General features: G+C 39.9%; 16 protein-coding genes. 10 read left to right on the top strand and 6 right to left on the bottom strand.

Going from position 1 to position 26165, the window contains the following annotated elements:
- Nucleotides 1-16: 16 nt before the first annotated feature.
- From LX64_RS03710 to asnB, 4 genes are read right to left on the bottom strand one after another with little or no spacing between them, the layout of a single operon-like run.
- Nucleotides 17-5440 (bottom strand): SDR family NAD(P)-dependent oxidoreductase, encoded by a 5424-nt coding sequence (locus LX64_RS03710; RefSeq protein WP_111596240.1) that lies wholly within the window; start codon nucleotides 5438-5440, stop codon nucleotides 17-19.
- A 24-nt stretch (nucleotides 5441-5464) separates the two neighbouring features.
- Nucleotides 5465-8602 carry a non-ribosomal peptide synthetase gene (locus LX64_RS03705; protein WP_111596239.1) on the bottom strand — a complete coding sequence of 1046 codons (3138 nt, stop codon included), beginning with the start codon at nucleotides 8600-8602 and terminating at the stop codon, nucleotides 5465-5467.
- Nucleotides 8603-8613: 11 nt separating this feature from the next.
- Nucleotides 8614-10410: a non-ribosomal peptide synthetase gene (locus LX64_RS03700; RefSeq protein WP_111596238.1), complete on the bottom strand. Its 1797-nt coding sequence runs from the start codon at nucleotides 10408-10410 to the stop codon at nucleotides 8614-8616.
- Between the two features lie 36 nt (nucleotides 10411-10446).
- Complete coding sequence (gene asnB, locus LX64_RS03695) at nucleotides 10447-12315, bottom strand: asparagine synthase (glutamine-hydrolyzing) (protein ID WP_111596237.1); 1869 nt, start codon at nucleotides 12313-12315, stop codon at nucleotides 10447-10449.
- 767 nt (nucleotides 12316-13082) lie between these two features.
- On the opposite strand from asnB, the gene nfi reads away from it, so the two are divergent.
- Entirely contained in the window at nucleotides 13083-13757 is a 675-nt protein-coding gene (gene nfi, locus LX64_RS03690; protein ID WP_111596236.1) for a deoxyribonuclease V, read from the top strand.
- Between the two features lie 124 nt (nucleotides 13758-13881).
- Here the strand turns inward: nfi and LX64_RS03685 are convergent, their stop codons facing one another.
- Complete coding sequence (locus LX64_RS03685) at nucleotides 13882-14295, bottom strand: hypothetical protein (RefSeq protein ID WP_111596235.1); 414 nt, start codon at nucleotides 14293-14295, stop codon at nucleotides 13882-13884.
- A gap of 201 nt (nucleotides 14296-14496) precedes the next feature.
- Between LX64_RS03685 and LX64_RS03680 the strand changes: the two genes are divergently transcribed.
- The 3 genes from LX64_RS03680 (at nucleotide 14497) to LX64_RS03670 (ending at nucleotide 16644) form a co-directional block, all read left to right on the top strand.
- On the top strand, nucleotides 14497-15300 hold the full coding sequence (locus tag LX64_RS03680; RefSeq protein WP_111596234.1) for an alpha/beta hydrolase: 804 nt from the start codon (nucleotides 14497-14499) through the stop codon (nucleotides 15298-15300).
- A gap of 109 nt (nucleotides 15301-15409) precedes the next feature.
- On the top strand, nucleotides 15410-15805 hold the full coding sequence (locus LX64_RS03675; protein WP_111596233.1) for a hypothetical protein: 396 nt from the start codon (nucleotides 15410-15412) through the stop codon (nucleotides 15803-15805).
- Nucleotides 15806-15882: 77 nt separating this feature from the next.
- Nucleotides 15883-16644 carry a DUF2490 domain-containing protein gene (locus LX64_RS03670; protein ID WP_148707180.1) on the top strand — a complete coding sequence of 254 codons (762 nt, stop codon included), beginning with the start codon at nucleotides 15883-15885 and terminating at the stop codon, nucleotides 16642-16644.
- 3 nt (nucleotides 16645-16647) lie between these two features.
- Here the strand turns inward: LX64_RS03670 and LX64_RS03665 are convergent, their stop codons facing one another.
- Nucleotides 16648-17997 (bottom strand): DUF2252 domain-containing protein, encoded by a 1350-nt coding sequence (locus LX64_RS03665; RefSeq protein ID WP_111596231.1) that lies wholly within the window; start codon nucleotides 17995-17997, stop codon nucleotides 16648-16650.
- Nucleotides 17998-18121: 124 nt separating this feature from the next.
- Here LX64_RS03665 and LX64_RS03660 point away from each other — a divergent pair, with 124 nt between their 5' ends.
- The 6 genes from LX64_RS03660 to LX64_RS03635 all read left to right on the top strand — a co-directional run bounded on the left by LX64_RS03660 (nucleotide 18122) and on the right by LX64_RS03635 (nucleotide 26067).
- The gene (locus LX64_RS03660) at nucleotides 18122-19717 is read left to right on the top strand and encodes a tetratricopeptide repeat protein (RefSeq protein ID WP_245952532.1); all 1596 of its coding nucleotides are present in this window, start codon (nucleotides 18122-18124) and stop codon (nucleotides 19715-19717) included.
- A 210-nt stretch (nucleotides 19718-19927) separates the two neighbouring features.
- Nucleotides 19928-22687, top strand: coding sequence for a TonB-dependent receptor (locus LX64_RS03655; protein ID WP_111596229.1), 2760 nt, complete (start codon nucleotides 19928-19930; stop codon nucleotides 22685-22687).
- Between the two features lie 28 nt (nucleotides 22688-22715).
- Complete coding sequence (locus LX64_RS03650) at nucleotides 22716-23957, top strand: right-handed parallel beta-helix repeat-containing protein (RefSeq protein ID WP_111596228.1); 1242 nt, start codon at nucleotides 22716-22718, stop codon at nucleotides 23955-23957.
- A 25-nt stretch (nucleotides 23958-23982) separates the two neighbouring features.
- The gene (locus LX64_RS03645) at nucleotides 23983-25071 is read left to right on the top strand and encodes a phytase (RefSeq protein WP_245952530.1); all 1089 of its coding nucleotides are present in this window, start codon (nucleotides 23983-23985) and stop codon (nucleotides 25069-25071) included.
- A gap of 113 nt (nucleotides 25072-25184) precedes the next feature.
- On the top strand, nucleotides 25185-25367 hold the full coding sequence (locus LX64_RS03640; protein WP_111596226.1) for a hypothetical protein: 183 nt from the start codon (nucleotides 25185-25187) through the stop codon (nucleotides 25365-25367).
- 79 nt (nucleotides 25368-25446) lie between these two features.
- A complete protein-coding gene (locus LX64_RS03635; RefSeq protein ID WP_211324720.1) occupies nucleotides 25447-26067 on the top strand; it encodes a hypothetical protein in 621 nt (206 codons plus the stop codon).
- Nucleotides 26068-26165: the final 98 nt, after the last annotated feature.

Here is a 26165-nt window from a genome sequence, read left to right as displayed (position 1 = left end):
AATTTTTGAGGGTGAATTAAATAGTGGCAGTGGCCACGAGGTTTGGAAACGTGTGTAAAGGAGAAGTTGATTGTTTTAAGAGTAACGGGATCAACTGCTGAACATGATCCTTCATGCGGTGCATGAAAGCATCTTCCAACATATTTTTATTGTAATTGATATAAATACTAAGTTCGTTCGGGGCTGTTTCCATACAATTAAAATGCAAACTCCAATCTGTATCAAAATCGTAATCGGTAGTTTCTGCTGGTAGTTCGAGAAAGTCGGCAGCTTTAATATGGTCTTCAACTTGCACATAGTTATGTAAGTTTACTTGTACCTCCATCCAGCGTTCGCGCCATTGTACACCTGTACCAAGTCTATGTTCGATTACTTTTGTAAATGGAACTGTCTGGTGACGGAAAGCTTCCAATGTTGTTTGACGTACGCTAGCGAGTAGTTCTACGAACGTCATATCACTTCGTACTTGATCGCGCAAGGCGATTGTATTGAGGAAATTGCCGATTTGGTTTTCGAGGGAAGGATGAATACGACCACTGGTAACTGTACCTACTACTACATCGTTCCATCCGAAAGCTTGGTGTAATACAACTTTTGAAATCGCGAGGAGTAACATAAATAATGTAGTATCCTGCTGTTTAGCAAATTGTTTGAGCGCTTGGGTTTCGATGGAAGACAATGCAAATTTCAAAGTGCCGGCTTTCCATTTTGATGCTTCATTTCCAGTAACAGGTTCTTCAAACATCGGCCAATTGCCTTGAAGCTTTTTCTCCCAATAATCTAATTCTTCCGATCCATGGCGCTGTAATTCATTTTCTAACCATACTACGTAATCTTTATATTGGAAGCCCAAAGCAGGCAAAGCTGGCTTTTCATTCTTCGAAAAAGCATCGTAAGCTTGTAAAAATTCTGCCAACAACACGCCTTGACTCCAACCATCGGTTACTAAATGATGTACTGTCAGCACAAACAAATGTCTTTCTTCAGAGTATGCCACTACGTTTACGCGTAACAGCAAATCAGATGAAATATCAAATAACCTGTCATGCTCACGTTGCGGGTAGTAATCCCAATTAACGGCCGGATCAGCGGATTCGTAGGTAACAGGTAGTGGTATATCTGTTAATGACATAATTGCCTGGCGCAATTCACCATCTTCAACTGAAAATCGAGTACGTAACGACTCGTGGCGATCTAACAAATAGGAAATAGATTGTTCTAATGCAGTTTTATTAAGATTTCCTTTGATAAAGAACGGTAAAACCATGTTGAAAATCCGGGAGCCTTCTTGCAACTGGCTGTTGATATAAAACGTTTGTTGCATGGCAGAAGTCGCGTAATGTTCACTAATTGGGATGGTAGGAATAATATCATTATCCACCTTCTCCAATTGATGTACTTGCGCCGGCATTCTTTCCTCAACTATCTTCGCCATAGCTTTAATCGTTCCATATTCAAAAAAATCGTCCATATCCAACGATACATTGAATTGCTTATTCACCCGGTTTAATACTTGGGTACCGTTCAATGAATGCCCACCAATATCAAAGAAATCATCATCAAACTGAATATCATCAGCTTTCAATACATCTTTCCAGATTTGTGCAATTTCTTCATTCAAGCTTGGTTTAACTTGCACAGGCATTCGTTCTTTCACAATATTTGCCATAGCCTGGATCGTTCCATATTCAAAGAAATCGTCCATATCCAACAATACATTGAATTGCTTATTCACCCGGTTTAGTACTTGCGTGCCATTGAGTGAATGTCCTCCAATATCAAAGAAATCATCATCTAATTGAATATCATCAGCTTTTAATACCTCTTGCCAAATTTGGGCGATCAGTTCTTCAACGCTTTGAACAATTGGTAAACGATTGATATTGGGTTCAGATGAATGGTTGTTAACAGTATCTTCCAATTGGAAGAATGGATTTATACTGAAATATGCAATATCTTTTGGTTTCGATACCACAATGTTGGAAAGTCCGCTACTAATCGCTTGTTGCATTACTTGCATCCCTTCATCTGCACCAATCCCATTACCAGGTTCATCAAACACATCCCATCCCGGCCAGTTAATACTTACTAATCTTGTCCGACCATATAAGCCAATTTTTTGTACAAAATGATCTTCGAAGCAATTGGCCGCTGCGTAATCGGCGCTAAATTTCTTAGGTATGATAGCGTTGAGCGAGGAAAAGCACAAGAACAATGAAGGCTCAAGCGAAGCAGTTGCTTCAAATAAATGACGTGTTCCTGCAACCTTGGGTGATAATGTACGTTCAAAATTTTGCCAAGTTTTATCTTGTAAAGGCACGAAATCGTCGGCAATACCAGCCAAATGTAAAACTGCCTGTACAGGTGGTAACTCTTTCGATAAACTTTTCACAACATGCATCAACTTTTCACGATCGTTTAAAGGTGCCGCATAGTATGTAAAACTGGCCGCCTTTTGCTGTAATTCCTTCACGAATGCCGATTTCTCAATATCATTTTCAATCGCACGTTGACCAATCACAATTAGATGATGATGTTTATCCGCCAAAAAACGGCAAACGATTCTACCAATTCTCCCCAATCCTCCTGTTATAATATACGTACCGGGTTGTTGAAGAAGTCCTTCATTCGTTGAGGTAAATCCTTTGTAAGGATGCAAGGCTTGTACATAATGTTTCTTATCAACAAATTTGCTAAACTTTATTTCATGTGAAGCAGTTATTGCATCTATAAAACTTGCAGCATTATTAGCAGTATCTTCATCTACAAAATCAACTACACGCATATCTACATGTAGAAAATCTGACAAAATTCCTTTCCATGCCCCCCAGGCTGCTGCCACTTCACTTGTTTCCCTGTTTATCAAATTATATATCCCACTTGTAGCCACATATACACCAAATTGCCTTTTTAACAAATGCGTTGCGAATGCCTTCGTTACATTAAAAGCATGTGCAAGAATGTTTTCATCGTTCTTAACATCACATCCCAATACATCTACAATACCATTTAAAGCGGGAAAATCTGTTGCAATAGCGCGCTCCAATTTTATGTAATCTTCCAAGGAATTGATATTCACATTGTATTGCGTAGCACTAATTTTCTCGAAATAAGCGCCGTTATTCACCTGGATGATTGTATTATTGGATGCTAATAAATTGAATACGTTTGTTGCAAAATTATTTATACCAGTGAAAAGCACTAGTACTTTTTGCGAAATGGGATGACCTTTCGCAAGAGTTATCTCTTTCCAACGATGTTCGTACAATAAATGTTCGCCGGTAGCTTGAACTTTGCTTGCTTCTTCTACAGGAAACCAACAACGAATCTTTTGAAATGGGTAAGTAGGAGCTGGTTTAACAGCAAAATGTAAAATTGATCGAAATGCAGGAATATGTGCTGTAATGCCTTGTTCAAAAATTAACTGCAACATATAAGAGGCATCAAATGCAGCACTATTTGGTTGAATAGCTCGTAATACGGGAGCAGCTTGGGTTATCATCCTACTTAGCGAACAATTATTACTTACTCGAAGCAATAACGTGCTACTATCTTGAGTCGCTAAAGTTCCTGCCAATGTATCAACCTTCATTTTATCTGTAGGAAGTTCATGAATACCCTCCGCAGTTAATTTTGTGATTTGCTGGAGTAATGAACGATCATTGAAGATGCGTTGTGCGAGCTTACCAATTCCAGTAGCAACAACTCTTGATATGTCGATTTTAATTTGGTCGAGAAATAATAGCCACACCAATTGGCCCGCTAACGTAGGAGCAATCGCACCTGGCGCATCTGCCATTACTGTATCATGAACCGATTTAAAGTCGCTATTGATTTGTATAATGTAATTCACAATAGCAGGGGGTACAGCTTCGTTTGACAATAATACAGTAACCGCGGATTGTGCTTTTTGCTTGAACGTTGGTAAGTTAGCATCCCGGAGGGCCGAAATTAATTGCTCAATACTTGTACCCCGAATCGTTAAGCGATGCTCATAATCTCCCCTGCAAATATTCAATGTGTGCAATGCACTAATAACATCTGTTGCCGGTAATGCTTCAAGGTAATTAGCAACGTCAATTTTATATTGTTGAAGTGCAGCGGGAGTTTTGGCACTTAATTTCAAAAAATAAGATCCCCAATGCTCCAAATCCTTCGTCTGCTCATAAAAAGGCTCATATGCTTCTAAAACCAAATGCACATTCGTACCACTCAATCCAAATGCACTAATCCCAGCCCTTCGAGAATGTCCATCGGTAAGCCAATCTTTATAAGTTGTATTGACAAACAAGGCCGATTGCGTATAATCTAAGAAAGGATTCGGACTTGTAAAATGTAAACTAGGATATAGTTTTCCATTCTGCAAAGAGCAAATCAATTTAAAAATCCCCGCCATACCTGCGGCATGATCTAAGTGCCCAAAATTACCCTTTACCGCCCCTAAAGCACACGACTGTAAAGCTGCTCCATGTTTACGAAATGCTTCAGTAAGTGCTTGGAATTCTATAGGATCGCCCAATTTTGTACCTGTTCCATGTGCTTCTATGTAACCAATTGTGTTAGGATTGATCCCAGCATCAGCCCATGCTTCTAAAATCACTTGCTTTTGCGCTTCAGGACTAGGCGCTGTTAAACCGTTCGATAAGCCACCATCACTATTCATCGCCATTCCTTTAATAACCGCGTAAATGTGATCGCCATCTAAAAAAGCTTCAGCAGCACTTTTCAATAAAATCACCCCACCTCCTTCACCACTACCTATACCATTGGCAGATTGATCGAATGGTTTACATTTACCATCGGGCGACATTGTATTCAATGGGCTTTCCTCCTGCATTTCTGCAAAGAAATTTTGCACTGTAAATGATCCTGCCACAGCCATTTTCACACGACCTTGGCGAATATGTTGACAAGCTTCATACACCGCTGTTAATGCGGAAGAACAAGTTGTATCTAACATCATCACCGGCCCTCTCAAATCTAGCATATACGCAACTCTACCAGCGATAATCCCGTTTGTATTTCCTATAATCGCCACACCATCATCAATACCCGAAACAGCCGAATAAGCACTACCCAGCCCTCCCATAAACACACCGTGCGACTGGCCTTTAAATGCTGCCGGGCTGTAACCCGCATTTTCAAATACACCATATACCAACTCCAGTACAATACGCTGAACCGGGTCTATGGATTCTGCTTCACTTTTAGATATACCGAAAAAAGAATGATCAAATTTGTCTACGGATTCTAAAAAACCAATGGGTCGGTAATTTTTAGAAGCATCACAACGCGCATCAGTCAACCTACCTGGCGATACCGTACGTACCATATCCTGCCCTTCTGCTAACAACTGTGCGAATGCAGCTAAAGTGTTGGCCCCGGGAAATAGGCCGCTCACCCCGATGATAGCTACATCGCTGGATGAAAAATTATGCATAAGAATATTTTTATTGGGTGAAAACTAAACTTCGAAGTCACTCGCAGTAACGGTACTTACTTTTATTTTAGTTGACAAGAAATTGCCTTGACTTCGGATGGTATTGAATTTAAAGAGATCAACAATTGTGATCTGCACGGCAAGCGTGTTAACAATTTCTTGGTGCATACGAATAATTGAGATTGAATCGCCGCCGGCTTCAAAGAAATTATCTTCAATACTCACATTATCCAATTTCAACACCTGCATCCAAATATTTTTCAATGTTTGTTCCAATTCATTGGTTGGCTCGGAGAAAGCACCTGGGTTTTGCATGAGGTTAATTTGAGGTAATTTACTTTTATCTACTTTTCCGCTACTAGCCAAAGGCACTTCTTCAATTTCAATGAACCGTTCTGGCACCATGTATTCAGGCAGTTTATCAAATACGTAATTTCTTAATGCAATCTCATCAAACGGTTGCGAAGTAATGATATATGCAACAAAGAATGGACGTTTATCGGCATTATGCAATACAACAATTGCCTTACTAAGGCCAGGATATTTTTCAATGATCGTTTCAATTTCACCAGGCTCTACACGGTAACCACGGATTTTAATTTGACCATCAGAACGACCTAAATATTCAATATTTCCAGCCGGCAACCAAGTACCAATATCACCTGTACGGTATACCTTCTGGTTGGGGAGAAAAGGATGATCAATAAAACGGGCTGCAGTCATGGCTGCATTGTTCCTATAACCAGCCGCCAAACAATCGCCACCAATCAATATTTCACCAGGTACTCCAATAGGTTGTAATTGCATAAGTTCATCAACAATATATATTTGCGTATTCGCAATCGGCATCCCAATTGAACGAACGGGTCTTCCTGCATCATAATCTTCCACAATACATCCTACAGTAGCTTCAGTTGGCCCATATTCATTGTAAATCTTAATGAATGGATTATACGAACGTAAAATCTCTACATGTCTTTCCAATAAAGCTTCTCCACCCACTATCACAACTTCTATAGCACTATCATTTGCAGTACTCATTGGAAGTAGATTGATGTGAGACGGTGTAAGTTTGATTGTTTTTATGCCACTGTTCTTTGCAAATGCGTTAGCAACAATTTCATCAGCAAAACCATCCATTACTTCAATTACATCGCCGCGCATTAATGGTGCGAAAAGCGTTGTAATTGTTAAGTCAGAAGAAAGGCTTGTGAAAAGTGTAGTATTAAAACCACTTTCGTTATGATAATAATAATCATTCGTCCAGTGCAAATAATTGATAAGACTAGCATGTTTCACCTCCACCCCTTTCGGTGTACCAGTAGATCCCGAAGTATAAATGATATAAGCCGTTTGTTCAGCTACATTCTCGACATTTGAAGGAGCAATACCGTAATAAGGCTGCATCTCATCTTTAATATGTTGTAATGATAAAACCCGGGCTGTTGAACTATCTTCTTGGGTAAACAATGTTGGATCAGCAATTACAAGGGCAATGTGATCTAAACGGGTTAGTTGTTCTAATTCTTGCTTAGGATACTGGCGATTGAGTGGAATGAAACAAGCACCAGACTTCATAATACCTATATACAATGGAATTACCCAATCGTTATGAGGCATCAAAACCCCAATAGGCTGTCCTACCGAAACATGAAATGAATTCTGCAAGTAACAAGCGATTGCATCCGACACTTTCGCCAACTGCCCATAAGTCCATGTAAATTGCTGATGTTTCAAAGCAATATGCTGTGACTTTTCTGCAACGATAGTCGACAATACACTTAGAAAATCATTTGGAATATCCTTACGGGCCGTACGGTTAAATCCTTCCAGTAATTGTTCACGCTCCGAGGCTTGTATAAAATTGATCCTTGCGATAGAAATATTGGGATGCTTGATGGCCTCGAACACATAACATTTGAAATCTTGCAACATTTTCTGCATACGCCACGCATCGAATAAGGAAGAATTGTAGTTAAAATTCATCCGCAAGGCATCAGTCGTTTCAATAAAGTCGATTTCAATATCATATTTACTATTCTTACTAGGCACTTCATATCCTCTCATGTCGATACCATGTAGATGCACATCCCCCTCATCCACCAACCGCTCCAAGTAATTCACCGTAATATCGAACAAAGGAGATCTTGCTGGATCACGTTTTAAACGTAAATCATTCAATAAACGTTCGAATGTATATTGTTGTGCTCCAAAGGATTCTAAGAAATTCATTTGCATGTAGCTAACCATCTCATCAAAACTCCAATTCGGTTGAAAAGTACTACGCATCAATAAAGTGTTCACAAAACAACCGATCAATGGTTCCATCGCCACCTCATATCGGCCAGCCATTGGGATACCCACCATTATATCAGCTTGGTTACTGTACCTGTAAAACAAACCCTTCAGGGCAGACAGTAACACGATAAATGGGCTACAACCTTGTTTTGAAGCATAATAACGAATGCATTGAAATTCTTCAGCACTAAACCCTAAGTAGCAATTATCACCTTCATAAGTCTTTATTGCCGGTCGCACCCTGTCCGAAGGCAAATCCAATACCGGCAATTCCCCTTGTAACTTATCTAACCAAAACGTGCGTAACTCATCAATATTACCTGTTTCTTCTTCCTTAAAATCATAGCATTGAAATTCCAAAGGTGCTAATGAACAAGGTTTTCCTGATGCAAAATCATTATAGATAATAGAAAATTCCCGGGATAGATTTTGTAACGACCAACCATCGGAAATAATATGGTGCATACTTACCAACATCATATATCGTTGCGATGCCAATTGTAGCATATGCACCTTAATAAGTGGCCCATTGATTAAATCAAACTTATAATGAAAATAATCTTGGATGCGACTAAGCAACGTTGCTTCAGAGTGATTTAAAAATGATTCTTCCGTTACATGAAATCCCAATTCCTCTAATTGCCTTGTTGCTTGCATAGGTTGCCCTTCAACTTCTAAAAAAGTAGTACGCAACGCAGCGTGCCGCTCTATAATCGTTTCAAAAACCCGTTGGATAATATTTACATCCACAGGTCCAACCAACTCCACGCTGGAATTAGAATTGTAGGCGATATCTTCTTGACCTCTTTGCCAGAAATACCACAAAGTGCGTTGCAAAAAGGTGAGCGGAAATAATGGGGACATAACAGGAAAGTTTAAGAATGTACTGTTGTAGAGGCTTTTTCAATTAATACCGCTAAGTCTTTTACGGTAGGTTTTGCGAAGAAATCTGCCAGTTTTACCAATACACCGAATTCCTTCTGCATACGTGAAATAATTTGAATGGCCTTCAATGAAGAACCTCCAATTGTGAAAAAGCCTGCATTACGACCCACTTGCTCCGTTTTCAAAATACTTTTCCAAATAGCTTCAATACTTTCTTCTAATGGCGTTTCACAAGGAGCGAAATCGCTGCTATTTACTTTCTGAACCGGCCGCGGCAATGCTTTTCTATCAATTTTACCGTTCATATTTAAAGGAAACTTATCCATTTTTATATAATGTAATGGATGCATATATGTCGGTAAAATGTTAGATAAGTATGATTGAAACGCTGCTACAGGAATATTATCAGCTGCAACATAATAAGCCGCAATTTCGAGCTCAAGAGAAGTATTTTCGTGAACAGCTACAATTACTTGTTGAATAGAAGGATAATCTTGCAACGTTTTCTCTACTTCGGATAACTCAACCCGGTTACCATTAATTTTCACTTGTGTATCTTGTCGACCCACAAAATAGATAATTCCATCTTCACCTAACTTCGCCAAATCACCCGATTTATAGAGATATTCGCCGTAGGCAGGGGCCAGGTTAGTAAGTGCAAATTTCTCATTCGTTAATGCATTATCAGCGAAGTAGCCATTTGAACGAAATTTAGTTTGAATCGAAATTTCCCCAATTTCATTGGTGTTACAAATTTGTCCATTCTTCATAATGTAAACTTGCGCTCCTGCTATCGCTTCTCCCAATGGCACGATCCCTTTTTGCGAACTTATGTCTGCGGGAATGCGATAAAACAACTTAGCCAAAGAGGTTTCAGATGGTCCATATAGATTTACAAGCTGGATATCGTATTGCACTACATTTCTCCAAGCTGCTACATCTTTATAAAGCAAAGGTTCTCCGGCTAAAAAGATATTCTTTACAGTGGCTAGATGATGCGAAAGCTTAGGGTTCGATTGAATTTCCGCTGTTAAGAGCCTGAACAATGATGGTACTAAATGTATATGTGTGAGGTTATTCTCGTTGATCCATTGTAAGAACCCACGAATATCTTGCTTTGTTTGTTGTGTAGGAATACACAGCGTACCACCATTATACAACGGTAAGAAAATATCGCGCAAGCTCACATCAAATGCAAGCGGTGCTAATAACGAAACATTGGGTTGTACATCATCTACAAACAACTCACTTTCCCAACGAATAAAATGATCTAAACCTTCTACCGTCCCTTCAATTGCTTTGGGCGTACCTGTAGAACCAGAAGTGAAGAACAAGTACGCAGGTGTTAGCCTATCAGTAAATAATGACTCTGCGCGTACCGTATGTGCAGTAACTGTATTTTCTAATGATAGTTGGTCGCCGTTCAGATGCAATTGGGCTTGTGGCCAATGTAAGCCTGCCGGTAGTGAAGATGTTGCAATCACTAATACCGGTTTCACTTGGTCAAGTATAAAAGATACGCGTTGTGTAGGCACACCGGGTTCCAAAGGCAAAAACACGGCCTCGCATGCTTGTAAAGCCAGGATGGAAGCTATATACTCAATACCAGGTGTAGCATAAATCGCTACTATATCGCCTTTTTGTACACCTGCAACTTGTAATTGTTGCAGTACATTATTTACAAAGTCGTTCAATTCGCTGTAAGTAATGGTTTTACTAGGCATGCGAAGAGCTATGCGCTCCGGGTTTTGGGCCACGGATGCACGGAAGGCATTCATGATTTTCATAACTAATTTAAATAAGGTGAAAGAAAAAGTAGGTTGTTAGCTAAAAGGTTCCATATCGAATAGTTCCATGAATAATCCGAATGTAATAACAATCATTAATAGATCTACTTCGAAAGTTTCGTGCAAGTTGAAATCATCTGAGAGGTAAGTTTGTTTTAATGTTTCAATTGCATCTGGGTTAAAAAATCCTTGCCTGCGAATGGTTTCATACGATAATAAATCATTCACCCAGTCAATATTCTGTTGTAACAAATACCTAGCACCCGGTGCTACGAAACCAAATTTTTCGCGTTGTTGAATAGCTGGAGGTAAATATTGTGCAAAAGTTTTACGCAAGATATATTTCTCACAGAAGTCATTTAGTTTTAGCTCATCTGGAATTGTTTTAGCAAACTCAATCACGTTGATATCCAGGAATGGATAACGTGCTTCAATTGAGTTGGCATAGGCTACCCGATCACCATGATCTGCTAATAAGTGGTCGGATAAACGTAATTTAAAATCCACATAAGCACGCTTTTGCAAAGGTGTTTTGCCTTTTATTTTCGATTTGTCGATTAATCGTTCATGAAGACAATTGAATGCTTCAAATTGATCATTCAGTTGATCTGAATACAAGCTCCGGCGAACATCTTGGTAAGGATATAAGTTACGTTCATACTGAAACCCTTCATCCCCCCACACTCTTTCCCGAATTTCACTCTCAAACATCGATTCAACCGCGGTTAAATCATTTCCCATCACACTTCTATTTTTGTCTAACTTATACCCCACATAGCCGGCAAACACCTCGTCGGCACCTTCACCAGTAAGCACTACTTTCATACCATGGTCCCTAACATGCTGCGATAACGATAAACTACAAGTATTATATGTTTCTTTTAAAGGTGTTTCTGCACAATAAATCATCTGCTTCAATTGCCCCGCCATCTTATCCACATCAAACAATATCTCTTGGTGCTGGATATTATTATGTGAAGCTACAATCCGCTGGTATTCCCGCTCATCAAAACGACCTTGGTCAAACACAACACCAAATGATTGCTTTTCCGCCGTTGTGTCCAAATTTCTACTTAAACCTGCAATGATAGAAGAATCTAATCCCCCGCTAATATATAATCCCACGGGAACATCTGCATGTAATCGGTACTTTACAGCCTGGGTAAGCCGCTCATGTAATTCATTTACATAGTATTCTTCAGGATGATGAACCGGCTGGGATTCAAACTGTAAATCCCAATACTCATGCACACTTACGCTCCCGCTTTCTATTTGTAGAAAATGACCAGGTTTCAATGCGTGAATATGCTTAAACATTGTAGTAGGACTACACAATCCAGGCAAACAGAATATTTGATCTAACCCTTCCAAGTTTACTTGCCTTCTAACACCAGGGTATTGCAAAATTGATTTAATCTCGCTCGCAAATACCAAATGTTGATCTACTTCCGTGTAAAATAAAGGACAAATACCTACATGATCGCGTGCTAGGATAAAACGCTCTTGGCGGAAATCATACAAAGCAAAGCTAAATTGCCCATTGAGATGTTTGAACATTTGGGTACCATATTCTTCATACAAATGCACCAACACTTCTACATCACAATTAGTCTTAAATATATGGCCACGTTGTTGCAAATCGGCCCTTAACTCTTGGTAATTGAAGATTTCGCCATTACAAATACTCACAATCGTACGATCTTCATTCCAATTGGGTTGTTGCCCATGCGACAAATCAATAATCGACAACCGTTTGAAGCCTAGCCAAAAGAAATCGTGTTGAAAAGAACCTTCTTCATCAGGGCCTCTATGAATGAGGGCATGGGTCATAGCAGAATATGCACCAACGGGCACCTGTTTAAGTGGCCGTTGGTGTATGTTGAATACACCGGTAATACCGCACATATGGGAACAATTTTTTGGGTCTAAAGAATAAAAAGGATTGAAATTGGAGGTTTTTGCAGAAGAAATATAGCTTCGCTACTGAAACTCACAGGAGAGTTATCTTATGCTTTTTTTGCTGTATGAATGTAAAACTAAGCGAATGAAAACTCTTGTACAATGCGGGATTTCAGAAATAATGTTGAGGAAATCCGTAAAAAAACATACAGCAACTGTATAATATTACTACAGGGAATAATGACAATGCAAACAAATTAATAAACCTGGTGCACTATTGAAGGAATATAAGAGTAGATCAATTGAGTAAGCAAAAAAAAGGCAGCACGTGTTGTACTGCCACATAAAAGTTTACGCATTAACGACTTTTTTACATTATCATTTTCACACTGCGCTATTGCTGCACTTGGCATAACTAACTTTACATCTCACGCACGAACTAGCCATTCAAACGTGAACTGCACCATCCCCGGTGCAGGATTTTAAAAGTTTCAATTTTTTAAGGTAAATAAGGTCATGTGTGTACAACATGGCCTTGTTTAAAAATGCATCATGTTTCCAAGTTTTGCAAAAGAAAAATCATGTGTCGTAATAATGTGTCCACCAAAATTAATCCTTTATACTGCGACCGTACTACTAATCATTAGATTTCCTACAAACTACTCTTATCTAAATTAGCCACCACTTTGTGTTTTGCATACAATGCAAATATTAAATAACAAAAACTTATTATTTTCGTCTTGCAAGTATAAGTCTAGATATAACAATCCTATATGCACGACGAGCAATCAGCCATAGCCTTACAAGATAAATTAAGAACACAAGTTATTACCCATGATCAATTTGCTACTCCATTACAGCTAATAGCCGGATGTGATGTGGAATACGATAAAGACACTAACCTAATAGCCGGTAGTATCGTAGTTTTAGATGCCGAAACACTCAGTATCGTTGAAGTTGCTACTCATGTAATGGAGGTTACTTTCCCCTATATTCCAGGCTTATTTTCATTCCGAGAGTTGCCACCACTGCTCGAAGCATTCAAAAAATTACAACAACACCCCCAGCTCATCGTATGCGATGGACAAGGACTAGCTCATCCACGCAAATTTGGGATGGCCTCTCATTTGGGTATTAGCTTAGATATTCCAACTATTGGATGTGGAAAAACACGCCTTTGCGGGATTCATGGTGAATTACCGCCTGAAAAAGGTGCCTTTGTAGGATTGTATGACGAAACAGACAATACACTTATTGGCAACGTACTTCGAACACAACCAAATATTAACCCAGTTTATGTATCTATTGGTCATAAAGTTTCCCTTGAAACTGCGACAAATCTCGTTCTCCATTTATGCACCCAATATCGTTTGCCGGAAACAACCCGCATTGCAGACCATTATGGTCGTTTAGCCATGTTAGAGGCGAAAGGTGAAAAAGATGTTTAGCTGGCGATGGTAGTTCTTTTCGGCCGCCGTTGCGTCACTCACTTCAACTGCATCAACTCATACAAACGACAAAAACGCTAAGTAAAACTTAGCGTTCCCTAGACTTTTTACAGCATTTATATGTTTACAATGGTAATATCTCTATTAGTAGAAATTCATCACTAATATCTGTAGTTGTAACTGCTTGCGGAGCACTTAAGCCGATATCTACAACACCCCCAACCAGCGACAATTTTGCTTGTACAAGATCACCTGCATCAGCGTAAAAATTATTAATAGTTGCCACAAGTGCAGTAGCAGATACTACTACAAGGCTTGTATTGTAGGTAGTGTTTTTTGTAATATTTTTAACCTGTACAGGAAGACCTGGTAAAAGCGTTATTGCAGAGGAGAAAATGACCTCAACAACAATAGGCGTAGCACGAATAGCTGGTACTGCACCATTAACAAAAGAAATTAAATCGCCGTTAGATTGGGATTTGGCATGAACGAGTTGGCTAGATATAACTAGAACAGCTAACAATAGGAACTTTTTCATTGGTAGTAAATTATAAGGTGAATAAATGATGGGTGCTGCTTAGTCTAGGTAAGTGTAAAACTATAAAAGGTAACTGCAGTTTAAACTACATTACGAGAATATTCTATTTTCCTCAACAGGTATTCCATTTAATTCTCAACAAAAAAAAATTAACAAATTAAATCGAGATATAGTATTTTAAGTCCTTCAAATTTACTTCCCATGCGTTATTTCATGTTATGTTGCCTGCTTATATGCAGCCTTTCTATCTTCGCACAATCGAAGAATGCTACTACCGAAAAAAACAACATCCCCTACCGAGAAAAGGTAAAAGATGCATACATGAAAGAACGTTGCGTGCTAGATATACAAGCACCGGCTTCAGCAAATAAACTTCCTATTATAGTATGGTTTCATGGTGGTGGCTTAACCGGTGGCGACAAAAGAATCCCGGCTACTCTCAACAACCAGCCAGCAATTGTTATTTCAGCCAATTACCGTTTTAGTCCTAAAGCAAAAGTGGAAGACATTATCGACGATGCCGCTGCCGCTGTTGCTTGGGCATTTGAACACGCTTCTGCATATGGGGGCGATACATCTCGCATCTACGTAGCAGGCCATTCTGCAGGTGGCTATTTATTAGCAATGATCGGCCTAGATAAACATTACCTCGCTAAATATAAAATTGACGCCAACCGTATTGCTGCCTTATTTTCTTTCAGTTGCCAAGCTATTACCCATTTTACATGGAGAAAGGAACATAATATCAGTGACAAACAAGCAATCGTAAATGAATTTGCACCACTATACCATGCCCGCGCCGATGCACCACCTTTATATCTATTCACGGGTGATAGAGAATTAGAAATGCTGGGACGTTATGAAGAAAACGCTTACTTAGCACGGATGATGAAAATTAATGGTCACACTAAAACCAAACTCTACGAGTTCGACGGTTTCAATCATAATAACATGCCTATTCCAGCATTCGAGATCATGTTGCAAGAGATCTTTAAGAAGAAATAAGCTGAGGGTATACAGCAGTATGCTCAACTATATTTAGTGCATGAAACAACTAATATGGTTGAGCATATTTTTTTGCTCTATCACCTCAACACAACTTAATGCACAACAAATGCAAAGAATCTCCCAAGAAGCATCTCTTCATCCCACCAAAGAAGAAAGTACATGGCTCGCAAAACTATGTAAAGAAAACCCTGCATGCATTCCATCCAATAACATTGAACGTATTAGCAATCCCGAAGGTCAATTACTCGTTAGCAAATTAACACTCTCACAAGAAGAACTCGATAAAGCTGGCATTCTTTACATCGACCTTGCTTTCTATACTTCTGCCTTAGATTACAGCATTACCTATTCAGTAGAAAAAAAGGATGGTACAAAATCTTCAGGCACCTTCATTGTATACAATAACAATCATTCCCTCCATTCATTCGATACCCAAAAAGGTAAAACCACCATCACAAGTGTGTTTCGCAATGGAAAGAAAATCCTGCAAATGCCCCGCTAATTTTTGATCCTTATTGAACATATACAACCCCAAATTTGTAATTGAATCAAGCCTGGAACAACCAATGGGCGCAGTATATGAAAAAAATATGGCTCCTATTCTGTCTTTTGCCACACTGCTTATGGGCACAAACCGAGAAAACCGTCAATAACCAATTTCAATCATGGGTAAGCATAAACTCCACTTTCCGCTTCAATAATCATTGGGGCGCCATCGGCGATTTCCATATGAAACGAAATAATTTTGTATCAGACCCCAGTTTTTATTTCATGCGGGTCGGTGGCGGGTATTGGTTGAATGAAAACCTTTCTTTTATTATGGGCTATGGCCACCTTTGGCTAGCGCCCCCTCCTGGTAGAAAAACATATGCCGATGAAAATCGTTGGTATGAACAAATTGCATATGCTACCCGTGTAGGCAATGTTTCTTTACTGAACAGGTTTAGAAGTGAACAACGCTGGCGCGAAGCGCTACGTGACGATAAATCTACCGGCGACTTTAACTTCTCTAACCGTTTCCGGTATTTAATTAGTGTAGGCATTCCTGTTTCAAAAAATCCTCATATACCCCAAATCTCGTTAGCAAACGAAGTAGCTGTTCAGTTCGGAAAAACGATTGTCAACAATACATTCGACCAATTCCGAGCTTTTGCAGGTATACGGCAAGGATTCGGGAAAGGATGGTCATACGATTTCGGGTATATGCTGGTATGGCAACAAAAAGCCAATGGCTTCGAGTATGATGCTAACCATACCATCCGTCTATTCTTCTATTATACATGGACGAACAAGAAGAAAAGTCATAAAGAATTACCAGCACTACAATATGAAGACGAATAATGGTTATTCTTGCTGAACGGGGATTTTACCCATCTTTATCGCCAAAGTAAATGCTTCGTAATCCTTTTCAGTTTGATCTGCATATGCTACCGCGAAATCACTCAAGGCTTCATCCAACACACCACTTTTACCCATATATTCACTTAACCGTTTACCATCTCCCGTTTTCGCATGAGCACGCGCAAGCATGCGGCCACATAAACGTGCATAGGCCGATAACAACTCCTTATCAAAATTCTCTACATCTGGCGCAATCTTCCGATCGCGCAATTGACGGAGATAATAATGCCTTCCATCCGAAGCGGTACTCCAACCTAAGAAAATATCACTAGCCGCCTGCACTAATCGCTGGCCTTGCACCACCCGCTCTCCATTATGTTTATACTTACTTTTTTTAGTATAAGCTTCCAATACACTGGGGCGCGCCTCTTTTACTTGGATGAATAATGGCTCCTCTTTATCATTCATTAATAGCACCACCAAACATCGTGTACCTACACTTCCTACACCTACTACCTTCAGCGCCACATCAATTACTGTAAACTTATTAAAGAGATAGCGTTTATCATCCGACAATGTTCTCTTATAATTATCCATAAATATTTGGATCATCTCCATTTCCTTTTTAACATCTACGGGATGATAAATGAGGGGCTTCTGCTCTGCAATCTCAAAACTACCCAGCAGGCTTTGGGTAATTTTATAAAAAACTTGTTGATGTGTTTGCTTTTCAGCTTTTGCAACAGCAGCTTCAAGGAGATGTTGAATTTTAGCGTTATTCGTCATGCTGCGCACTTGTTCCAAATCGAACTTCATATACCATAAATCTAAGGTGCTCATTTTTGTATATTCAGCAAGATGGCTCCGGTAAGAAAAAGCAAATTCATGCGCCATTTCTTTAGCATCTACCCCTTTCATATTATTATGCCGCGCAGCCAATACAAAACTCGTCGCCAATCGCTTTACATCCCATTCCCAAGGAGCCGGTAATGTTTCGTCGAAATCGTTGGCATCGAAAATAAGGCTACGCTCAGGGGTTGCAAATCCTCCGAAGTTCATTAAATGACAGTCGCCGATGGCTTGTACGAATAAGTTTGTATGTGGTAAGCTTGCCAAGTCGCGGGCCATAATAGCTGCTGTTCCCCGGTAAAAAGCAAAGGGAGAAGCCGCCATGCGGGCATGCCGAATAGGTATTAGGTTACGCACACGGTCGTAATTCGTTGCCTTAATGATGGTTAAGGGGGAAGGACGTTTTGTTTGCGCCTTGTAAATACCTTGAGATCGGCGGCTCACCTTCTCACGGAGCATTTTGCCGCCTGTAGATTTTACTTCCATATTAATCATAACAGGCATAGTAGGCAATCGGTTGAACCCACTTAACAATTACGTAACATGGGTTTATTTCCTTTGCGCTCATTACATCATAATATTCCCCCGTATGGCCCGGTATTGTAGTTTATTGATAATATGTTTTTTCATGATGCTGACCTCCAAAGCTCAGAACGACCTGAGAATGGAAGTGGAATTACCCAGTGGTTTAGAACGCAACCATGTTTCGTACCCCGATTCGCTCTTTCTCCAGTTAAAGGCCAATTTCAATATGGCAATGGAACAAAAAGATAACCTTTCCGCCGCCAAAGCTCTCCGCGAAATGGGCCAAGTTTGCTACCACTTAGGCCATTATCCCCAATCACTCGACTATTTTCAACAAGCGGTCAACTACTTCCGCCTCACCAACAGCCCACAGCTCCTTGCCGAAACCCTCGGCGATATGGGTTTATTATATTATTATAATCGCCAACCCGAATTGGCACGCAAACAATACAATGAAGCCCTTCATTTATATATCCAACAACAACATAAACCCGGCATGGCCGACATTTATGGGAAAATTGGGCATCTCCATGAGAAAATCCAATTGTACGACAGTGCTTTTTATTACCAACACCTCGCCCTTTACTCTTATAATGAGTTGAAAGATGCTCGCGGCGTTTCCAAGATTTATGAAAATATCGGGAGCATTTACGAAGATTTAGCCCGGTACGATAGTGCTTTTGCCTATTTCCAAAAAGCTTTGTATTTAAACCTACAAGACCGCAATGAAATTGCGCAGATAGAAATATATAATAACTTAGGCGATGTTTTACGTAAAACCGGGCGCTACGACGATGCTTTGGTTTACACCCGCAAGGCCACCTTCCTAGCCGAAAAGCTAAACGAACAATACCAATTAGCCAGCGCCTACCGTGATATGGCCAAAACTTACAACCTAATAGGTCGTAATGATAGTGCTTTTTACTACCTGGAACTAAGCAGGAAACACCTGTTAGCTATATATTCGGAGGAAAACAGCCAACAATTGGCCCTTTTACAAACGATTTACGATACAGAGAAAAAAAATGTAGAGATCGAGAAACTAAAAACCACGCGCCGCATAAACTACATTATTACAGGAGCTGCCGTGCTGGTAATTGTGCTTTTAGTACTACTGGGGTGGACTATCATCTCGCGTCAACGCATGAAAATCCGTAGCGAGCAACTTTTACACGAGCACAATAAGCAAGCATATGAATCCCAAAAAGCTCACATGCAAACAGCTTTACTCAATCAACAACTGGAAGAAGAAAAGCTCGTTCACGCCCTCGACATGAAAGGAAAGGAACTTTCAACCCATATGCTTCACATCATCCAAAAGAACCAACTACTCGAAAACCTCCGGTCGCAACTCGAAGCCATGGTAAAAGATGATAAACGTGACCAAAAGAAACAAATCAAGCAATTGCTCAACCTCGTACAACAAAGTTTTAACCACGACGAACATTGGCAAGATTTCCGCGGCATCTTCGAACAAGTGCACCAAACCTTTTATACCAACCTTCAACAACATTGCGATAACCTCACCTCAAACGATCTTCGTTTGGCAGCACTATTAAAAATGAACATGAGTTCGAACGATATTGCCACCTTACTGGGTGTTTCTTTGGATAGTTTACGGGTAATTCGTTACCGTTTACGGAAGAAATTGAACTTGGAACAAGGAGAAAGCTTAACAGCATTTATCCAGTCGATGTAGGCGTAACTTTGCGGTAATGTTACGGTAATAATTTGGTAACATACTTTTTGTTACACAACAAATTAGCCACCATGGCTAATCTATACAGTTCTTGTTCACGTTGTTGCCTTGTTGTTTACGGTGCTTGTAACGTTGTTTACATTTTGTTCACGCGGAATTTTTCAGCAATTGAGACCGTCGACGCACTTTTGTGTCAGCAAAAAAACAACTATGTTCAACAAGCAATTTTTGATTTTCGTCGGCATACTATTTTTCCAAGTACAATTGTATGCTGCCATAATTAAAGGAAAGGTGACTAATAAAAATGGGGAACCATTAATGGGCGCCTTGGTGGTAATTGAAGGGAAACAGTGGCACGACATCGCGGGATTGGATGGTGGCTTTGTTATTAAAAATGTGCCTGTTGGGGAATATTCGCTCCGGACTAAACTACTTTCTTATCAATCGAACGTAACGAAGGTGGTGATTAATAATGAGGAAACAGTTATTATAAATATAGTATTGGAAGATGATCAAAAGAATCTCCAAGAATTTGTAGTAAAAGGTAAGCAAAACCCAAGTTCGGAACAAACGGCTCGTTCTCTCGAACGTAACGCCGACCAAGTACTGAATATCGTTTCTGCCAAAGCCATCCAAATTTCTCCAGATCTTACAGTTGCCAATGTACTCCAAAGGATATCAGGTGTAAGTATAGAAAGAAATAGCAATGGTGATGGTCAATTTGCCATTTTACGTGGTATGGATAAACGTTATAACTATACCTTAGTAAACGGTGTTAAAATTCCTTCACCTGATAATAAATATAGATACGTTCCTTTAGATATCTTCCCTTCCGAGTTATTAGATCGCTTGGAAGTATACAAAGCACTCACGCCTTCTATGGAAGGTGATGCCGTAGGAGGTGTGGTGAATATGGTCATGAAAGATGCCCCAGCCACCCGTTCTTTGCAAGCAAACCTAGCTACCGGCTATAATGGTTTGTTCTTGAACCGTGATTTCATGGGTGTGAAAGCAGGTAAAGTGAATATGCAATCGCCTTATGAAATGTATGGCAATAAATACAGCGCTTCCGCCAAGGACTTTTCTACCGTAACAGCCGATTACGATACCCGTAAACCATTACCTAACGTAGTAGCAGGTTTATCAATGGGCGACCGTTTCTTTAAAGATAAATTCGGTGTAATCGTAGCGGGTAGCTTCCAGAACACGTACCGCGGCAGCAATAGCGTATTCTATAACCACGAGGTAGTAGATACCTTACGGGGTATTACCTTAACAGATAGAAGTGTTCGCCAATACTCAGAACAACAAACTCGCTTAGGTTTACACGCTAAATTGGATTATAAATTAAACGATCAACATACCTTCAAATGGTACAACGCTTACATGCAGTTCAATAATGCACAAGTACGCGATGTTCAAACCACGCAGCTAACTATCGGGGGCTACGATCCAGAAAAAGGCAATGCTACTTTAAGTTACAGCACCCGTACCCGTATTACGAAGCAATCTATTTACAATAGCACGCTTCAAGGCGAACATCGTTTATCTGATCGTATTGAAGTAAACTGGTCGGCTGTGTATGCAAATGCTACAAACGATCAACCCGACAACACCAACATTCCTTTACACGGCCAAAGAACCAATTTCGTAGATAAACGTACAACTGTTCAAAATGCTAGCCGTCGTTGGGAACACAATACCGATAAGGATCTCGCAGGTTACCTCAATTTCATTTACAAACAACATATTGCCAACTTACCGGTTACATGGCAAGTAGGTGGTTTGTACCGCGACAAACAAAGAGAAAACTTCTACAACAACTACCAATTATTACCGGCTAACTTACAAGCACAATATGGTGTAGATTTCAACAGCTATAAAGACATTCAATGGACAGTACAAAACCCGTTCGGCTCAGTAGCGAATGGTAATACCTATAGCGCATCCGAGAAAATTACAGCCGGTTATATCCAATTTAAAGTAGCCAGCAAAGTATTGGAAGCAGTTGGTGGTGTAAGAGTCGAAAATACCAACCAAGGCTACTCCATGAAGTTCCCAATCGGGGAAGACAACCCGAACGGTTCCCAACAATACACAGACGTATTGCCTTCATTACACTTACGCTACATGGGTATTAACAATACCAACATCCGTGCATCGTACTTCAGATCATTAAATAGGCCGGGGTTTGCAGAAATTATTCCTACGCCGTTAGTAAACGAAGAATATAAAGAACGTGGTGATCCAAATTTGCAACATGCCATAGCGGATAATATCGATTTTCGTTATGAATACTTTCCTCGTCCTACAGAACAGTTCATGGCAGGTGTATTCTACAAACGCATTCAAAACCCCATTGAATATACCTTACAACCCGATAAAAACCGTGGTCAAGATATCTACTTGATGCCAGGTAACTTCGGTACCGCCACTAACTATGGTGTAGAGTTAGATTTCATTAAGTATTTACGCAATTTCGGGGTGAAGGCGAACTATACTTATACACACTCTTCTATTACCACATCTAAATCAAAACGTGTTAGAACAGCACAAGATAATGGCGATTTAAAAACCATCTTGGTTGATCAAACGCGTCCTTTATACGGTCAAAGTGCACACGTGGCAAATGTAAGCTTACTGTACAAAAACGCGAAAAGAGGCTGGGACGCACAGTTAGCGGGCTCTTACACAGGTGATCGTATTAACACGGTTTCTCAATTCGTTGATAACGACATCTGGCAAAAAGGCTTCGTACAACTCGATGCTTCTGTAGAAAAAACAATCGGCAAATTCACTGTTTTCGCAAAAGCGAACAACCTCCTAAATACACCCGCTGAACTATACGTTAAAAAACCAATGAATAACAAAGATTTCATTGAAGGACAAACCGCGGGCAGCAATAAAACATTGATTAAACGCGACTATTACGAGCGTACTTACTTATTAGGATTCCGTTACAAACTATAAATCAAACGTAAAACATAATCATTCAAAGATGAAAAAAGTATTACTCAGCGCAGTGATTGCCACTGCCGTACTATCGTCATGCAGTAAAAAAGACAACGTAGCACCTCCTGTGCAAGAAACTGTTTCCGGCGAAGTATCCGGTACATGGACAAAAGGCGGTACTTATACCATCACTAACCACATTGTTATTCCAGAAGGGAAAAGTTTAACAATCGAAGAAGGTGTAACTGTATTGATGAATGATACAACCATCAAACCAGAAATTATCGTAAAAGGTAACTTGTACAGCTTAGGTACTAGCAACAACCCGGTGAAATTTACTATTCCCGACAACTTAAAAGCTGCAAACGAGTTCGGCGCTTTATGGGGTGGTATTATCGCTGCACAAACGAGCAACGAATTAGTTTTAAGCAACACTATCTTAGAATATGGCGGTGCTGTAACAACAGAATCATCAGCATCAGTAAAAGCTGGTTTATATAAAGCAGCAGCGGGCGAACACGTACCGGCTTTGTATTATGGTAACATCAATGGTAAATTGGTAGTAACCAACTCTACCGTTCGCAACTTCAACGAAGATGTATTCTATTTAGAAGGTGGCAAAATGATCATTGCAAATAACACATTCTATACAACAGGTGTTTCAGGTGGCGAAGCTATCAATATCAAATCTGGTACACAAGCAGACGTTGCTTTCAACTTGATTTATAGCCCGAATACAAACGGTTTAAAATTGAGCAATGCGGGTGATCGCTCACCGCAAGCACACGTTATTGGTTATAACAACACAATCGTAAACGCAGGTTGGAGAAGACCCACTACAAAAGGCGGTTCTATCTGGGTTGAAAAAAATGTACGCGTCGATTTATACAACAACTTGTTAGCGAACGATCGCTACGGTATCAAACGCGATAAAGGGAACCCAGAAGATGCTCGTTCTACAGTGGGCAACACATTGTACTATGGTTTCTCTGCCGATGGCGTAGCACAATTCCAACCATCTACAGAAATTTTAACCGGTACAAACGATATCATTTCTGCAACAGTAGCAGCAAACGATCCTAAGTTTGTAAACTACCCTGTAAGCACTGCTAGCACAAACGCTACATTCAACACTAGCTGGGATTTCCATTTAGCTACAGGTTCTCCTGCTTTAGGTAAAGGTAAAACCGGCTTTACCAGGCATTTCTCTGGTGGCTTAACAGTAGGTGGTGTTACTTACACAAGTCCTGCTCCAACTAGCAACATTGGTGCTTTTGGTACAAAATAATTTGATTCAACTTTAAATTATTATAGTGAGTAGATTCATTCCCATGATGGGTGTAGCTTGTGTAATGTTGGCCAGTTGCCAATCTACCCCAACAACACCTGTACAAGATTCAACAAAAACTGTTAGCAGTGTTGACTCGATCGTACGACCTGTGTACGTTTCCGATACTGTTCGTTATGATAGCGATGATCCTGCATTTTGGATCAATCCAACCGATACCAGTAGCAGCCTGGTAATTGGTACAGACAAAGAAGAAGATGGTGCTTTATATGTATATAACTTGCAAGGTAAAGTCATTGAGCAGAAAGTTGTACGCAACTTGAAACGTCCAAACAATGTAGATGTCGGGTATGGTTTGATGTTGAAAGGAAAACCTACAGACATCGCAGTGACCACTGAGAGGTTAGGCGGCACTATTCGCATCTTCGCCGTGCCTTCAATGGAAGCCATCGACGGTGGAGGTATTGAAGTGTTCAAGGAAGAAAAGAACCCTGATTTTCGTGCACCCATGGGCGTGGCTTTGTATAAAGACAAGCAAGGTACCATGTATGCTTTCGTAGGTAGGAAAGACGGTCCTAGCGGCGAATACATTTGGCAATACAAACTGTCCGACGACGGTACAGGAAAAGTAAAAGCAACTGTGGTACGCAAATTCGGGCATTACAGCGGTAAAAAAGAAATTGAATCTATTGCTGTAGATGCTGAATTGGGCTATGTATACTATTCTGATGAACAATTTGGTGTGCACCAATACTACGCGGATCCAGCAAAAGGCAACGAAGAATTGAGCGTATTTGCGAAAGAAGGTTTCACCGAAGATCACGAAGGTATTTCAATCTACAAATTAACCGATACCACTGGTTACATCATCGTCAGCGATCAAGGTGCTAACAAGTTTCACATTTTCCGCCGCGAAGGCGAACCCGGTAAACCATTTGAACATCCTTTATTGAAAGTGGTAAAAGTACAAGCCAATAAAAGTGACGGTTCCGAAGTAACAAGTCTAGCATTACCTGGCTTTCCGAAAGGGTTGTTTGTAGCGATGAGCGATAACAAAACATTTGAATTCTACCGCTGGGAAGATATTGCCGGCAAGGAATTGCAAAGCAAATAATCACGTTAACGTTTCCTTTTTTATAAGAGCCTTCTCTATTAGTTAGGGAAGGCTTTTCTTATTGCTTGTTAACTATAGATTTATCCTTGCATAAAATTTGGTAACTTCGAAATATGACAGCAAAAAATTACGACTTATTAATGGCCGCTTTAGTTCGTCAAAAAGAAGCTATACTTTCTTCACAGGAAGCTATGCAACGCATTTATGATGAATACAAACTAGGTGAAATCTTCACAGAGAAATTGCAAGCAAACAATAAAACGCGTAAAAAAATTTCAAGTAAATCTAAGCAATAAAACAACTTTATCAAGTCTCACTTAAGATCGTTTGTTCGAACATTTTTGAGTTCCTAATATTGTAATTCAATGTTCGAAAATGGGTACTAATAATTTAATATATTCATCCGATCAAGGTTTAATATTAGGGTTCCATGGATGCTCTGAAGAGTTAAGAGATGCCGTAGTTTTAGGCAAAACCATATTGAGACCCAGCAAAAATATATTTGATTGGTTAGGTGATGGGATTTATTTTTGGCAGAATAATTATGAACGAGCATTGCATTACGCCCAAAATGCACCACCCACTCTTCAAATCAAAAAGCCGGCAGTACTAGGAGCCGTATTTTGCTTAGGAGATTGTTTAGATCTTACAGATAAGAAAAATATAGATTTACTAAAAGTTTCCTACGACACTTTTGAAGGTATTGCAAATGCTAAAAAAATTACATTACCCCGAAATGTAAATGCCCCAGGAACCAGGTACCTAAACGACAAAGTATTGAGAAAACTGGATTGTGCCGTTATTAAACATTTACATTCACAATTAAAATATGCTGGATTAACACCTTTTGAATCCGTTCGAGGCGTATTCTTCGAAGGAAAAGAAGTGTACGATGGCGCAGGCTTTTACGAACATACACACATCCAAGTGTGCATCCGTAACCCAAATCTCATAAAAGCTTTTTTTATCCCCCGCCTAGAAACCGATTGGCCGTAATCCAACTCCTTACAAAACATCATATAACCAAATATCATTATCCCAATCAATCCCTCATGACCAAACCATTTTACCCACATTCAAATTCGCTCCCATAG

This window comes from Chitinophaga skermanii (assembly GCF_003259335.1).
Taxonomy (GTDB): Bacteria; Bacteroidota; Bacteroidia; order Chitinophagales; family Chitinophagaceae; genus Chitinophaga; species Chitinophaga skermanii.
This window is presented reverse-complemented; position numbering and strand designations above follow the sequence as displayed.

Bases quoted from the DNA above. Each gene is read 5' to 3' on its own strand.
- LX64_RS03700 (WP_111596238.1), bottom strand. From the start codon at position 10,410: ATGAAAATCATGAATGCCTTCCGTGCATCCGTGGCCCAAAACCCGGAG.
- LX64_RS03680 (WP_111596234.1), top strand. From the start codon at position 14,497: ATGCGTTATTTCATGTTATGTTGCCTGCTTATATGCAGCCTTTCTATC.
- LX64_RS03640 (WP_111596226.1), top strand. From the start codon at position 25,185: ATGACAGCAAAAAATTACGACTTATTAATGGCCGCTTTAGTTCGTCAA.
- LX64_RS03635 (WP_211324720.1), top strand. From the start codon at position 25,447: ATGGGTACTAATAATTTAATATATTCATCCGATCAAGGTTTAATATTA.
- LX64_RS03710 (WP_111596240.1), bottom strand. From the start codon at position 5,440: ATGCATAATTTTTCATCCAGCGATGTAGCTATCATCGGGGTGAGCGGC.
- LX64_RS03660 (WP_245952532.1), top strand. From the start codon at position 18,122: ATGATGCTGACCTCCAAAGCTCAGAACGACCTGAGAATGGAAGTGGAA.
- LX64_RS03675 (WP_111596233.1), top strand. From the start codon at position 15,410: ATGCAAAGAATCTCCCAAGAAGCATCTCTTCATCCCACCAAAGAAGAA.
- LX64_RS03685 (WP_111596235.1), bottom strand. From the start codon at position 14,295: ATGAAAAAGTTCCTATTGTTAGCTGTTCTAGTTATATCTAGCCAACTC.
- LX64_RS03705 (WP_111596239.1), bottom strand. From the start codon at position 8,602: ATGTCCCCATTATTTCCGCTCACCTTTTTGCAACGCACTTTGTGGTAT.
- asnB (WP_111596237.1), bottom strand. From the start codon at position 12,315: ATGTGCGGTATTACCGGTGTATTCAACATACACCAACGGCCACTTAAA.
- nfi (WP_111596236.1), top strand. From the start codon at position 13,083: ATGCACGACGAGCAATCAGCCATAGCCTTACAAGATAAATTAAGAACA.
- LX64_RS03665 (WP_111596231.1), bottom strand. From the start codon at position 17,997: ATGCCTGTTATGATTAATATGGAAGTAAAATCTACAGGCGGCAAAATG.
- LX64_RS03655 (WP_111596229.1), top strand. From the start codon at position 19,928: ATGTTCAACAAGCAATTTTTGATTTTCGTCGGCATACTATTTTTCCAA.
- LX64_RS03670 (WP_148707180.1), top strand. From the start codon at position 15,883: ATGAAAAAAATATGGCTCCTATTCTGTCTTTTGCCACACTGCTTATGG.
- LX64_RS03650 (WP_111596228.1), top strand. From the start codon at position 22,716: ATGAAAAAAGTATTACTCAGCGCAGTGATTGCCACTGCCGTACTATCG.